General features: G+C 59.0%; 12 protein-coding genes. 5 read left to right on the forward strand and 7 right to left on the reverse strand.

The features are described from left to right. Positions 1 to 56 precede the first annotated feature (56 nt). Positions 57 to 2,132, forward strand: coding sequence for a YccS/YhfK family putative transporter (locus tag ACNY69_RS18230; protein ID WP_111139711.1), 2,076 nt, complete (start codon positions 57 to 59; stop codon positions 2,130 to 2,132). Between the two features lies 1 nt (position 2,133). Here ACNY69_RS18230 and argD read toward each other — a convergent pair whose 3' ends face one another. From argD to ppiA, 5 genes are all read right to left on the reverse strand, one after another. Continuing rightward, positions 2,134 to 3,354 (reverse strand): bifunctional acetylornithine/succinyldiaminopimelate transaminase, encoded by a 1,221-nt coding sequence (gene argD / locus ACNY69_RS18235; protein ID WP_293773422.1) that lies wholly within the window; start codon positions 3,352 to 3,354, stop codon positions 2,134 to 2,136. An 81-nt stretch (positions 3,355 to 3,435) separates the two neighbouring features. Next, a complete protein-coding gene (locus tag ACNY69_RS18240) occupies positions 3,436 to 4,011 on the reverse strand; it encodes an aminodeoxychorismate/anthranilate synthase component II (protein WP_111139713.1) in 576 nt (191 codons plus the stop codon). 41 nt (positions 4,012 to 4,052) lie between these two features. Further along, positions 4,053 to 4,646 (reverse strand): putative adenosine monophosphate-protein transferase Fic, encoded by a 594-nt coding sequence (locus ACNY69_RS18245; RefSeq protein ID WP_418799441.1) that lies wholly within the window; start codon positions 4,644 to 4,646, stop codon positions 4,053 to 4,055. Next, complete coding sequence (locus tag ACNY69_RS18250; protein ID WP_111139715.1) at positions 4,636 to 4,806, reverse strand: YhfG family protein; 171 nt, start codon at positions 4,804 to 4,806, stop codon at positions 4,636 to 4,638. Before ACNY69_RS18250 ends, ACNY69_RS18245 begins: the two co-directional genes overlap by 11 nt. Before the next feature lie 100 nt (positions 4,807 to 4,906). Further along, the gene (gene ppiA / locus ACNY69_RS18255; RefSeq protein WP_111139716.1) at positions 4,907 to 5,479 is read right to left on the reverse strand and encodes a peptidylprolyl isomerase A; all 573 of its coding nucleotides are present in this window, start codon (positions 5,477 to 5,479) and stop codon (positions 4,907 to 4,909) included. A gap of 261 nt (positions 5,480 to 5,740) precedes the next feature. Between ppiA and tsgA the strand changes: the two genes are divergently transcribed. Beyond that, positions 5,741 to 6,919 (forward strand): MFS transporter TsgA, encoded by a 1,179-nt coding sequence (gene tsgA, locus ACNY69_RS18260; RefSeq protein WP_111139717.1) that lies wholly within the window; start codon positions 5,741 to 5,743, stop codon positions 6,917 to 6,919. A 35-nt stretch (positions 6,920 to 6,954) separates the two neighbouring features. On the opposite strand, the gene ACNY69_RS18265 is transcribed toward tsgA, so the two are convergent. After that, positions 6,955 to 8,232 carry a cytosine deaminase gene (locus ACNY69_RS18265; RefSeq protein WP_418799444.1) on the reverse strand — a complete coding sequence of 426 codons (1,278 nt, stop codon included), beginning with the start codon at positions 8,230 to 8,232 and terminating at the stop codon, positions 6,955 to 6,957. Positions 8,233 to 8,453: 221 nt separating this feature from the next. Between ACNY69_RS18265 and nirB the strand changes: the two genes are divergently transcribed. Genes nirB through cysG form a run of 3 tightly spaced genes read left to right on the forward strand, consistent with a single transcriptional unit; the run spans position 8,454 to position 12,729 of the window. Then, positions 8,454 to 10,994 (forward strand): nitrite reductase large subunit NirB, encoded by a 2,541-nt coding sequence (gene nirB / locus ACNY69_RS18270; RefSeq protein WP_418799446.1) that lies wholly within the window; start codon positions 8,454 to 8,456, stop codon positions 10,992 to 10,994. Further along, complete coding sequence (gene nirD / locus ACNY69_RS18275; protein WP_293773411.1) at positions 10,991 to 11,317, forward strand: nitrite reductase small subunit NirD; 327 nt, start codon at positions 10,991 to 10,993, stop codon at positions 11,315 to 11,317. Before nirB ends, nirD begins: the two co-directional genes overlap by 4 nt. Before the next feature lie 47 nt (positions 11,318 to 11,364). Next, positions 11,365 to 12,729, forward strand: a complete 1,365-nt coding sequence (gene cysG, locus ACNY69_RS18280) for a siroheme synthase CysG (protein WP_111139721.1) — start codon at positions 11,365 to 11,367, stop codon at positions 12,727 to 12,729. A 57-nt stretch (positions 12,730 to 12,786) separates the two neighbouring features. On the opposite strand, the gene trpS is transcribed toward cysG, so the two are convergent. Beyond that, complete coding sequence (gene trpS / locus ACNY69_RS18285) at positions 12,787 to 13,788, reverse strand: tryptophan--tRNA ligase (protein ID WP_418799448.1); 1,002 nt, start codon at positions 13,786 to 13,788, stop codon at positions 12,787 to 12,789. Between the last annotated feature and the right edge of the window lie 11 nt (positions 13,789 to 13,799).

Genomic DNA, 13,799 nt, shown 5'->3' on the forward strand with positions numbered 1-13,799 from the left:
TCCTGTCACCCACGGCGTGATGGCAACATCACGCCGTTATTGTTTGTGCTGAGCCGATGTGGCGTCGAATAATCTACCACCCTGAAGTGAACTACGCTTTGCGGCAAACGCTGGTGCTCTGCCTGCCGGTGGCGCTGGGCTGGCTGGCGGGCGACCTGCAAAAAGGCCTGCTCTTCTCGCTGGTGCCCGCCTGCTGCAATATCGCTGGTCTGGATACCCCGCATAAACGCTTCTTCAAACGCCTGATCGTGGGCGGCAGCCTGTTTGCCCTCGGCAGCTTCCTGATCCAGTGGCTCACCCTGCAGGCGGTGCCGCTGCCGCTGATCCTGTTCGCCATGTCGCTGTTGCTCGGAGTAACCGGAGAGATCAGTCCACTGCATGGCCGTCTGCTGCCCGGCACCCTTATCGCCGCCATCTTTACCCTGAGCCTGGTGGGTCGCATGCCGATCTATGTTCCGCCCCTGCTCTATATCGGCGGCACGCTCTGGTATGGGCTGTTTAACTGGTTCTGGTTCTGGCTGTGGAAAGAGCAGCCGATGCGCGAGAGCCTGAGTCTGATCTACCGCGAACTGGCTAACTACTGCGACGCCAAATATACCCTGCTGACACAGCTGACCGATCCGGAGAAGGCCCTGCCGCCGCTGCTGGCTCGCCAGCAGAAAGTGGTCGACCTGATCAACACCTGTTATCAGCAGATGCATATGCTGTCGGCCAGCCGCGACCACAGTCATAAGCGGCTGACGCGCGCCTTTCAGGTGGCGCTGGATCTGCAGGAGCATATCTCAGTCAGCCTGCATCGGCCGGAAGAGGTGCAGAAGCTGGTGGAGCAGAGCCACGCCGAAGCGGTGATCCGCTGGAATGCCAAAACGATCTCGGCCCGGCTGCGGGTGCTGGCGGATAATATTCTTTATCACCAGTTACCCGAACGCTTTGCGATGGACAAGCAGCTCGGCGCGCTGGAGAAAATCACCTGGCAGCATCCCGACAACCCGGTCGGGCACTTCTGCCTCTATCACTTCAACCGGATTGCCCGGGTCCTGCGCACGCAGAAACCGCTCTATCAGCGCGACCTGATGGCCGACCGCCAGCGCCGCCTGCCGCTGCTGCCTGCCCTGCGCAACTATCTCTCCCTGCGCTCCTCGGCGCTGCGCACCGCCGGTCGTTTTGCGGTCATGCTGATGCTGGGCAGCGCACTGGCGCTGTTCTTCAACATTCCCAAGCCCTACTGGATCCTGATGACCATCATGTTCGTCAGCCAGAACGGCTACAGCGCCACCCGTGTCCGCATCCAGCACCGGGCGCTGGGCACGTTTGCCGGGCTGGTGATCGCGGCCGCTACGCTGCGCCTGGCGGTGCCGGAGTCACTGGTGCTGCTGATCATGCTGGCGATTACCTTTATCAGCTATCGCTTTACCCGTCAGTTTTATGGCTGGTCGATGATTGGCTTCACGGTGACTGCCGTTTATTCGCTGCAGCTGCTGTCGCTGAACGGCGCACAGTTTCTGCTGCCGCGCCTGATGGATACGCTGATGGGCTGTCTGATCGCTTTTGGCGGAATGCTCTGGCTCTGGCCGCAGTGGCAGAGCGGCTTACTGCGGCAGAACGCGCATGATGCGCTGGAAACCTATCAGGATGCGCTGCGTCTGCTGCTGGGCGATGAGCAATCACCCGACAAACTCGCCTACCAGCGCGTGCAGGTGAATCAGGCGCACAATGCGCTGTTCAACTCCCTGAATCAGGCGATGCAGGAGCCGGCATTCAACGCCCAGTATCTGAAAGATATGCGGCTCTGGGTAACGCACAGCCAGTTTATCGTCGAGCACATTAATGCGATGACGATTCTGGCGCGCGAACACACCATGCTCACGGCCTCGCTGGCCCAGCGCTATCTGCAATCCTGTGAAATCGCGCTGCAGCGGTGTCAGCAGCGGCTGGAATATGATGGGGCAAGCTCACAGGTTAATCTGCTGGATGAGCTGGAGAATATCAGTGAGGGGCCGGTGACGGTCGTGGAGCAGCATGTGCGGCGTATTCTCGATCATCTGAGCGTGATGCACACTATCTCTTCACTGGCGTGGAGCCAGCGACCGCAACATGGCCGCTGGCTGATCCGTCATTTACGGAAAAGCTGATTCAGCCGTTGAGCACCCTGCCGACCGCCGTGGCGAAGCGATGCATGCCCTCTTCGATGTCAGCCGGTTCAATGATCAGCGACGGCGCGAAACGCATTACGTCAGTCCCGGCGACCAGCACCATCACCCCTTCTGCCGCAGCGGCATTCAGGATGTCGCGCGATTTACCGGCATGCTGAGGCTTCAGCGCCGCACCAATCAGCAGGCCTTTGCCGCGGATATCGCTGAACAGATCATACTTCGCGTCAATCGCCTGCAGCGCCGTCACAAAGTGCTGACGACGCGCTTCCACGCCCGCCAGCACCGCCGGGGTGTTGATGATATCCAGCGCGGTTTCGGCGATGGCGCAGGCCAGGGGATTCCCGCCATAGGTGGTACCATGCACGCCCGGTGCCATCGTCGAGGCGATCTCATTGGTGGTCAGCATGGCGCTGACCGGGAAGCCGCCGCCCAGCGCTTTGGCAGAGGTCAGGATATCGGGCTGAATGCCATAGTGCTCATAGGCAAACAGCTTGCCGCTGCGCCCCATGCCGCTCTGCACCTCATCCAGCACCAGCAGCGCCTGATGCTGATCGCAAAGCTCACGCAATCCCTGCATAAAGGCCGGAGTGGCCGGCATCACGCCGCCTTCGCCCTGAACAGGCTCAACCACGATGGCGCAGGTATGGTCGTCGATCACCGCTTTTACCGCATCCAGATCGTTGAACGGCACATGAACGATATCCGCCGGTTTAGGCCCGAATCCGTCTGAATATTTTGGCTGCCCGCCGACCGTGACGGTAAAGAGCGTCCGGCCATGAAATGCGTTGTGGAAGGCGATGATCTTGCTTTTGAACGGGCTGTGACGCTTGCAGGCGTAATAACGCGCCAGCTTAAACGCCGCTTCGTTGGCTTCGGCGCCGGAGTTCGCGAAGAAAACGCGCTCGGCAAAGGTCGCGTGTATGAGCTTACTGGCAAGACGCAGCGCCGGTTCGTTGGTGAAGACGTTGCTGGTGTGCCACAGCGTCTCACCCTGGCTTTTCAGCGTCTCCACCAGCGCAGGATGGCAGTGTCCAAGTGCGGTGACGGCGATGCCACCCGAGAAATCGATATACTCTTTGCCCTGCTGATCCCATACACGGCTGCCCTTGCCTTTTACCGGCACGAACTGCGCAGGTGCATAAACAGGCAAAATAACGTTATCGAACGTCTCCCGCGTGACCGCAATTTTTTCGGCTGCCATTGATGACCCCATTTGAATGATGTTTGTGCAATCATGAAATAATAATCACAAAATATGCATAAAAAATCACTCAAAGGCAACTTATTGCGTCAGGAAATTGCGCAGCAGCTGGTGCCCCTGCTCGCTGAGAATGCTCTCGGGATGGAACTGCACGCCCTCCAGCGCAAGGGTTTTGTGGCGGAATCCCATGATTTCGTCGGGTTCGCCGTCACGCACTGTCCAGGCCGTTATCTCGAACGCCTCCGGCAGGGAGTCGCGTTTGACGATCAGCGAATGGTAGCGGGTCACCGTAAGGGGATTGTTGAGATGGCGGAACACACCCTGACCGGTGTGCTGAATGGCGGACGTTTTACCGTGCATCACCTGACGCGCCCGTACTACCTGTGCCCCATACGCCTGGGCGATAGCCTGATGCCCCAGGCAGACGCCCAGCACCGGCAGCTTCCCGGCAAAGTGCCGGATCGCCGCCAGCGAAATGCCTGACTCCGACGGCGTGCAGGGACCTGGTGAGATCACCAGATGAGTCAGCGGTAAGGCCGCCATCTGCGCCAGGGTGATAGCATCATTGCGCACCACCTGCACCTCTGCACCCAGTTCGCAGAAATATTGATAAAGATTCCAGGTAAAGGAGTCGTAGTTGTCGATAAGCAGCAGCATGAACCATCCAGAGTGATAACCCGCGCGGCTATTCTACGCGGTTACGCCGCCTCACTCACCACTTTCGCAAACACCTGCTCCAGCGGCTCCAGGTCTCCGGCTACGCCAGCCTGATTCGCCGCTTTCCAGCTTTCCGCATCCGTCTCATCCCACGACAGCAGATAACCGGCATGCAGCGCCAGCTGTTCGAAGAAGATGCGCTGTGCGCGGCCATTTCCATGACGGAACGGATGCAGCATATTGATTTCACAATAGTAGTGCGCGATGCGGCGGATAAACTCCTCGCGCGGCAGCTCCGCCAGCCCCTTCTCCTCCTCCAGCGCGGCCATCAGTGCGTTGCCCTCTTTTTCGATATATTCGAAATGGCAGAACGGCGTCTCATCACGCCAGATATCGATGGTGCGCAGCTCACCGGCCCAGCTGTAGATATCCTGGAACAGCGTGCGGTGGATCAGACGCAGGTAGGGCAATCCCGGATTGCGCGGGCCCAGCTCCAGTGTCGCGGCCCGCGCCGCGCTGAAGCTCAGCTCAGCCTTGCGCAGCTGGGCGGGATCGTGAATATCGGCCAGGTTTTTCAGGACGTTGTCATGCTGCCACAGGTAAGGATCCTGACTGACGGCGCTGTTAGAGTCCATATTGCCTCCTCAGGGATGCCAGGCGTGCCGCCGCATCATCGCTGTTAACGCTGGTTTCAGTCGGTGCAAAGCCCTCCAGACGGCAACTGGCCTGATAGCTGGCGCTACGCCGCTGTTGCCACAGGGTGACTTTCTGTTTTTCGGTGAGTCTGTTCGCCATACCGCCTCCTGCTCAGGTTTTTTGCCCTAAGTATAAGAGCAAATTCTGGCTTTGCCGGAGACGGCAGGCCGTCGCCATCCGCAGATGGCGATCCGGAGGCTTAAGGCAGGACTTTGGCGGAGAGAATGACGACCGGTTTTGACGGGACATTCTGGTAAGGACCGACATCTTTGGTCGGCACCTGCGAAATTTTTTCTACCACATCCTGACCTTTCACGATCTTACCAAACACGGCATAGCCAAAGTCGCGCTGTCCGTGGTCCAGGAACGCATTGTCCGCCACGTTCAGGAAGAACTGGCTGGTCGCGCTGTCTTTGTCTGCGGTACGCGCCATCGAGATAGTGCCACGCAGGTTACGCAGGCCATTATCCGCTTCATTTTTGATCGGCGCATTAGTCTGCTTCTGCTGCATGTCGGTGGTGAATCCCCCGCCCTGCACCATAAAGCCCGGGATCACGCGATGAAAAATGGTGTTGTTATAGAAACCGCTGTTCACGTAATCAACGAAGTTTTTCACGGAGACCGGCGCTTTCTGATTATTCAGTTCGAGTTCGATATTGCCGGCAGAAGTGGTGAGCAGAACGTGCGTGTCACCTTTGGCGGCCAGCGCCTGGGCGGAAACGGAAGAGAGCGCGAACAGGGTAAAGGCCGCTGCTAAAGTACGTTTAAACATGAAAGATTCCTTACCTGGGAGAGCGGGCACAAAAACGTGATTGATTGTAAAGAGACTCTATTCCAGGAGCCAGTGTTTTACCTATATTTACGCTGTGGCGGTAAAAGCCGGGAGCAAACGATAAACCAGGGCTACAGCGTGATTAAAATCACACAACACATGAAATATGGATCTCATGTTTCACTGCTTGTTTATTAAGATCACAGTTCCGTTTACACTTTCTGACACTTTTTGCCACCCGGTTCTCAACAGGTTCAGAACATGACAAACCGTAATCGTATTGGCCTCACCTGGATAAGCTTCTTCTCCTACGCGCTGACCGGCGCGCTGGTGATCGTTACCGGTATGGTGATGGGCGATATCGCCAAAGATTTTCAGATCCCCATCTCCAGCATGAGTAACACCTTCACCTTCCTGAACAGCGGCATCCTGGCGGCCGTTTTCCTGAACGCCTGGCTGATGGTCATCGTGCCACTGAAGCGTCAGCTGATTTTTGGCTTCGTCCTGATGGTGCTGGCGATCATCGGATTAATGACCAGTCGCGATCTGACGGTCTTTTCGCTCTGTATGTTCGTGCTGGGCGTGGTCAGCGGCATCACCATGTCGATCGGGACCTTCCTGATCACCCACCTGTATGAAGGCCGTCAGCGCGGTTCCCGCCTGCTGTTTACCGACTCCTTCTTCAGCATGGCAGGCACGCTGTTTCCGGTGCTGGCAGGCATTCTGCTGGCGCGTCAGCTGCCCTGGTACTGGGTCTATGTCTGCATCGGCTTTATCTACGTCGCCATCTTCATCATGACGCTGTTTGTGGAGTTCCCGGTGCTGCGTAAACCCGAGAACAGCCCGACGGTTGAGAAGGAAAAATGGGGCGTGGGCGTCCTGCTGCTGGCGGTGGCGGCACTCTGCTACATTCTGGGCCAGCTCGGTTTCATCTCCTGGGTGCCGGAATATGCCACCAAAGTGATGGGCATGAATATTGATGACGCCGGACAGCTGGTCGGCAGCTTCTGGACCGCGTACATGGTCGGCATGTGGGCCTTCAGCTTCCTGCTGCGTTTCTTCGACCTGCAACGCATTCTGATGGTGCTGGCGGGTCTGGCTACCCTGCTGATGTACTGGTTCGTCAGCAGCAGCGATGCCGGGATGCTGAAATGGATCATCATGATTCTGGGCTTCAGCTCCAGCGCCATCTACACCACCATTATCACCCTGGGTTCGCTGCAGACCCGAGTGGCCTCACCGAAGCTGGTAAACTTCATTCTGACCTGCGGCACGGTCGGCACCATGCTGACCTTCGTGGTGACCGCGCCTATCGTGGAGAAGAGTGGTGTGCATACTGCACTGGCAACGGCGAACGCGCTCTACGCTGTGGTGTTTGTGATGTGTGCCCTGCTTGGCTTTGTCAGCCGTCACCGCTCTCACGGTCACGTCATGCACTAATTGTTCGGGGCGGCGTTCTGGCGCCGCCCTGCCCGTTAACGCCGGAAGTCCACCCGCTCCCGCGCCCGCCAGTAAATCTCGCTCTCTGCCGGCTTCGTCTCTGCCACTACCGTACCCTGACGCAGCGAATAGCGCACCGGCACCTGCCTTCTTACCGCATCAAAACCACTCTCCGCAGGCAGAATCACCAGGCTGGCGTCATGGCCGACCTCAATGCCGTAACCCGGCAGCTGCAGCGTCCTGGCGCTGTGATGCGTAATCAGATCCAGGCCCGCATTGATCTGCTCATAGCCCATCAGCTGACAGACATGCAATCCCATATGCAGCACCTGCAGCATGCTGGCGGTGCCCAGCGGATACCAGGGATCAAACACATCGTCGTGACCGAAGCAGACGTTAATCTCCGCCTCCAGCATCTCTTTTACCCGCGTGATGCCGCGCCGTTTAGGGTAGGTGTCAAAACGCCCCTGCAGATGGATATTGACCAGCGGGTTAGCGACAAAGTTGATGCCGGAGAGTTTCAGCAGCCGGAACAGCCGCGAGGTGTAAGCCCCGTTGTAAGAGTGCATCGCGGTGGTATGACTGGCCGTCACCCGCGCTCCGTTGCCATCGCGATGCGCCAGCGCCGCCACGGTTTCAACGAAGCGCGACTGCTCATCGTCGATCTCGTCGCAGTGAACATCGATCAGGCGATCGTAGCGGTTCGCCAGCGCAAAGGTCTTATGCAGCGATTCGACGCCATATTCGCGGGTAAATTCGAAGTGCGGGATCGCGCCGACCACATCCGCGCCCAGCCGCAGTGCCTCCTCCAGCAGCGCTTCGCCGTTGGGATAGGAGAGAATCCCCTCCTGCGGAAAAGCGACGATCTGAATGGTGATCCAGGGGGCCATCTCTGTCTTCAGCTCCAGCATCGCTTTCAGGGCCGTCAGCGACGGGTCGGAGACATCGACGTGGGTGCGGACAAACTGGATGCCGTTGGCGATCTGCCACTTCAGCGTCTGCAGCGCCCGCTGTTTCACATCTTCGTGGCTGAGCAGGGCTTTGCGCTCGGCCCAGCGTTCGATCCCCTCAAACAGGGTGCCGGACTGATTCCAGGCAGGCTCACCCGCCGTCTGGGTCGTGTCCAGATGAATATGCGGCTCAACAAAGGGGGCGCAGGCCAGGCCGCCCTCTCCATCCAGCACCTGCTCTGTCACCGGGAGCGGCTGCGGCTGGGCCGAAAGCCGGGTGATTTTGCCGTCGGCGATGTCGATTTGCCACAACCCTTCCCGTCCGGGCAAGCGCACGTTATTGATTCTGCCGGGTGACTGCATGGCTGATTCCTTATCCGATTAACCTGTGTGGTTAAAACTAGCACGATTCATACCAGGAACAGCAATGCAGGTTATTCAGCAGGTTAGCCGCATCCGATAAAATTAATGAAAATCATATATATACCCCTTAATAGGTATATGGCGTTGTGGTTGATGCATATCAATAAGCGTCAGAAACGGCGCGCTATTGTAGCCGCAGATATCGCAAATTTGAGGCAAAAATGAGCAAGCACAATGTCGTCGTTATCGGTAACGGCATGGTCGGCCACCGCTTCATCGAAGAGTTACTGGAGAAAGCGGAACCCGACCAGTTTTCGCTGACCGTCTTTTGTGAAGAACCCCGCGTCGCCTACGATCGTGTCCATCTGTCCGCTTACTTCTCCCATCATACTGCTGAAGAACTGTCGCTGGTCCGGGAAGGCTATTACGACAAACAACAGGTCACCCTGCTGCTGGGCGAGCGCGCCATCACCATTAACCGTGATGAGAAGCTCATCCACTCCAGCACCGGACGCGCGGTGCACTACGACACGCTGATTTTTGCGACCGGCTCCTATCCGTGGATCCCACCCATTACCGGGGCAGAAGGCAGCGACTGCTTTGTCTATCGCACCATCGAAGATCTCAACGCCATTGAAGCCTGCTCACGTCGCTGCAAACGCGGTGCAGTGATTGGCGGTGGGCTGCTGGGGCTGGAAGCGGCGGGCGCGCTGAAAAATCTGGGCATCGAAACCCACGTTATCGAGTTCGCGCCGGTACTGATGGCGGAGCAGCTGGATCAGCAGGGCGGAGAACTGCTGCGTCACAAGATTGAACAGATGGGCGTGCGGGTACATACCAGTAAAAATACCCGGCAGATTGTGCATCACAAGCACGGCGGCAAAACGCTGGAATTTGCCGATGGCAGTGCGCTGGAGGTCGATTTTATCGTCTTTTCCACCGGCATTCGTCCGCAGGACAAACTGGCAAAACAGTGTGGGCTGACCCTGGGGCCGCGCGGCGGCATCGCCATTGATGACCAGTGCCGCACCAGCGATCCCTCTATCTATGCGATTGGTGAGTGCGCCGCCTGGCAGAATCGCGTCTATGGCCTGGTGGCCCCGGGCTACAAAATGGCGCAGGTCGCCAGCGACCACCTGCTGGGCCGCGATAATGCCTTTACCGGCGCGGACATGAGCGCCAGGCTGAAACTGCTGGGTGTGGATGTGGGCGGCATTGGCGATGCCCGCGGCACCACGCCCGGCGCACGCAGCGTGGTCTGGCTGGATGAAGGCAAATCAATCTACAAACGTCTGGTGATCAGCAACGACCAGAAAACCCTGCTGGGTGCCGTGCTGGTGGGCGACACCCGCGACTATGGCAACCTGCTGCAACTGGTGCTGAATGCGATTCCGCTGCCGGCCAATCCGGAGGCGCTGATCCTGCCTGAAGGCAGCGGGGACAAACCGGCGATTGGCGTCGATTCCCTGCCGGATAGCGCGCAGATCTGCTCCTGCTTCGACGTCAGCAAAGGCGATATCGTGAAGGCGGTTCAGGGCGGCTGTCATACCGTGGCGGCCCTGAAAAGCGCGACCCGCGCAGGCACCGGCTGCGGCGGCTGTATTCCGCTGATTACCCAGGTGCTGAACAGCGAACTCAGCCGTCAGGGGATTGAGGTCACTAACCATCTCTGCGCCCATTTCGCCTGGTCACGTCAGGAGCTTTATCACCTGATTCAGGTGGAGGGGATCAAAACCTTTGATGAGCTGCTGGCGCGCTACGGTCAGGGTTACGGCTGTGAAATCTGCAAGCCAGCGGTGGGTTCACTGCTCGCCTCCTGCTGGAATGAGTATGTGCTGGCGCCTCAGCATACGCCGTTACAGGACAGCAACGACCTCTATCTGGGCAATATCCAGAAAGATGGCACCTATTCGGTGATCCCGCGTTCACCCGGCGGTGAGATTACGCCGCAGGGCCTCAAGGCGATCGGTGAGGTCGCCGAACGTTATCGCCTCTATACCAAGATCACCGGCTCCCAGCGTATTGGTCTGTTTGGCGCGCAGAAAGATGACCTGCCTGCGATCTGGTCCCAGCTGATCGACGCCGGATTTGAAACCGGCCAGGCCTACGCCAAGGCGCTGCGTATGGCGAAAACCTGCGTCGGCAGCGCCTGGTGCCGCTATGGCGTGGGCGACAGCCTCGGCCTTGGCGTGATGCTGGAGAACCGCTACAAAGGGATCCGGACGCCGCACAAGATGAAGTTTGGCGTTTCCGGCTGCACCCGCGAATGCGCGGAAGCACAGGGCAAAGATGTCGGCGTAATCGCCACGGAAAAAGGCTGGAACCTCTACGTCTGCGGCAACGGCGGCATGAAGCCCCGCCACGGCGATCTGCTGGCGGCCGATCTGGATCAGCAGTCGCTCATCACCTTTCTTGACCGCTTCATGATGTTCTACATCCGCACCGCCGACCGTCTGCAGCGTACCTCGCTGTGGCTGGAGAGTCTGGAAGGCGGCATCGATTATCTGCGCGACGTGATCGTGAATGACAGGCTCGGCCTCAACAGCCAGATGGAAGAGCAGCTGGCCGCGCTGCGCGCTACGGCGCATTGTGAATGGAAAACCACGCTGGAGGATAAAGCGCATCTGACGCGCTTCGCCCACTTTATCAACTCATCACAGCGCGATCCTGATGTGCAGTGGGTTGCCGAGCGCGATCAGCATCGCCCGGCACGCGTTGATGAACGTATCGCTGTGACCCTGATTGAGGAGACTGAACGATGAGCCAGTGGAATCCGGTTTGCCCGCTGACGCAGATCCTGCCCGCCACCGGCGTCTGTGCGCTGATAGCAGGCCAGCAGGTTGCGATCTTCCGTCCCCGCGACGATGAACAGCTCTATGCCCTCAGCAATATTGACCCCTTTGCTCATGCCAGCGTACTGTCACGCGGCATTATTGCCGAACACGAGGGCACGCTCTGGGTCGCCAGCCCGCTGAAGAAGCAGCGGTTTCGCCTCAGCGATGGCTACTGCATGGAGGATGAGACCCGCTCCGTCGCGGTCTGGCCGGTGCGGGTCAACGCCGGACAGGTTGAAGTCTGCCTGTAACGCCCGTCAACAGCCCGCCTGCGCGGGCTTTTTATTAAGGACGCCTGATGGACTACTTTCCCCTGTTCTGCCGTCTGCAGGGCAGACGCTGCCTGCTGGTAGGCGCAGGTGATGTGGCGGAGCGAAAAGCCCGCCTGCTGCTGGCGGCCGGGGCCGATCTCTGGGTCGGCGCGACTGATTTCTCCCCCGTGTTCCGGCACTGGGCACAGCAGCAGGCTGTGACGCTGCTGCATGGCCCTTTTGAGCCGCACTGGCTGACGGACTGCTGGCTGGTCGTGGCGGCCACCAGCGACAACGCCGTGAATCAGCAGGTCGCTGACGCGGCGGAAAAGCAGCAGATCTTCTGCAATCTGGTGGATGCCCCGCAGCAGGCCAGCGCCATTATGCCTTCCGTCATCGACCGTTCACCGCTGATGGTCGCCGTCTCTTCCGGCGGACGTGCGCCGGTGCTGGCGCGTCTGCTGCGGGAGAAGCTGGAGGCGATGCTGCCGCAGCATCTCGGCAAGCTGGCGCAGCGGGCAGGTACTCTACGCGACCGGGTGAAAACGCAGTTCGCCTCTCTCAATGGCCGCCGCCATTTCTGGGAGCGCTTTTTCAACAGCGAACGACTGGCGCAGACGCTGGCAAACGGTGATGAGGATCGCGCCGCGCAGATCACGGAGACGCTCCTGAGTGCCGATCCTGCCGTGCGGGGAGAAGTGGCGCTGGTGGGTGCTGGTCCTGGCGATGCCGGACTGCTGACCCTGAAAGGCCTGCAGCTGATCCAGCAGGCGGATGTCATCGTCTATGACCGGCTGGTTTCTGATGCGATTCTGAATCTGGTGCGTCGCGATGCCGAACGCATTTTTGTCGGTAAACGGGCCGGATACCACTGCGTGCCGCAGGAGGAAATCAATCAGTTACTCTGCGAGCAGGCGCAGCGCGGTAAACGGGTGGTGCGGCTGAAAGGGGGCGATCCCTTTATATTCGGGCGCGGCGGCGAAGAGCTGGAGGCGCTGGCGCAGCGGCAGATCCCGTTCAGCGTGGTGCCCGGCATCACCGCCGCTTCGGGCTGTGCCGCCTACAGCGGTATTCCCCTGACCCACCGAGATCATGCGCAGAGCGTGAGGCTGATTACCGGGCATCTGCAGAAAACGGGCTCGCTCGAATGGCAGACGCTGGCGGCGGAACAGCAGACGCTGGTGTTTTATATGGGCCTGACCCAGGCCGCAGAGATACAGCAGCAGCTGATCACGCACGGTATGCGCCGCGATATGCCGGTGGCGCTGGTGGAAAACGGCACCTCGCCCCGTCAGCGTGTGGTCAGTGGAACACTCGGCGAGCTGGAAGCACTGGCGGCTCAGGTCGCCAGCCCCAGCCTGATGATTATCGGCAGCGTGGTCGCGCTGCGTGACACGCTGCGCTGGTTCTGAGCCTGTAAATAAAAACGGCGGGCACCATGCCCGCCGTTCTGTCTGTCGCTTTCGCCGTTACGGCATCGCGACAAAGCCCACCGCTTCATACACCTTCTTCAGCGTTTCCTGCGCCTGGGCGCGGGCTTTGGCCGCGCCATCACGCATCACCTGCTCCAGCAGCGCTTCATCGTTGCGGAAACGGTGATAACGTTCCTGCAGCTCAGAGAGCATACCGGAGACGGCATCCGCCACTGCGCCCTTCAGGTGGCCATACATCCTGCCTTCGAACTCCTGCTCCAGCTCGGCGATGGTTTTGCCGGTCACGCCTGACAGAATGTCCAGCAGGTTAGAGACGCCCGCTTTCTCTTTGATGTCGTAACGCACGACAGGCGGATCTTCAGAGTCGGTCACGGCACGTTTAATCTTCTTCACCACCGCTTTAGGATCTTCCAGCAGGCCGATAACGTTGTTGCGGTTATCGTCAGACTTGGACATTTTCTTCGTCGGCTCCAGCAGCGACATTACGCGCGCGCCGGACTTCGGAATAAACGGCTCCGGCACCTTGAAGATCTCGCCATAAAGCGCGTTGAAGCGATGCGCGATATCGCGGCTCAGCTCCAGATGCTGTTTCTGATCTTCACCGACCGGCACCTGATGGGTCTGATAGAGCAGGATGTCAGCCGCCATCAGCACCGGATAGTCGAACAGACCAGCGTTGATGTTCTCTTCGTAACGCGCGGATTTATCCTTGAACTGAGTCATGCGGCTCAGCTCACCGAAGTAGGCGTAGCAATTCAGGATCCAGCTCAGCTGCGTGTGCTCCGGCACATGTGACTGCACGAAGATGGTGCTTTTTTCGGGGTCGATACCACAGGCCAGATAGAGCGCCAGCGTATCCAGCGTCGCCTTACGCAGTGCAGCAGGATCCTGACGCACAGTGATCGCATGCAGATCCACGATGCAGTAGATGCAGTGGAAATCATCCTGCATCTGCACCCACTGACGCAGTGCTCCCATGTAGTTGCCGATGGTCAGTTCGCCGGACGGCTGTGCGCCGCTGAAAACGATGGGTTTCATACTTATGTCCT

The sequence above is a fragment of the Pantoea graminicola genome (assembly GCF_048452665.1).
In the GTDB taxonomy this organism is placed as follows: Bacteria; Pseudomonadota; Gammaproteobacteria; order Enterobacterales; family Enterobacteriaceae; genus Pantoea.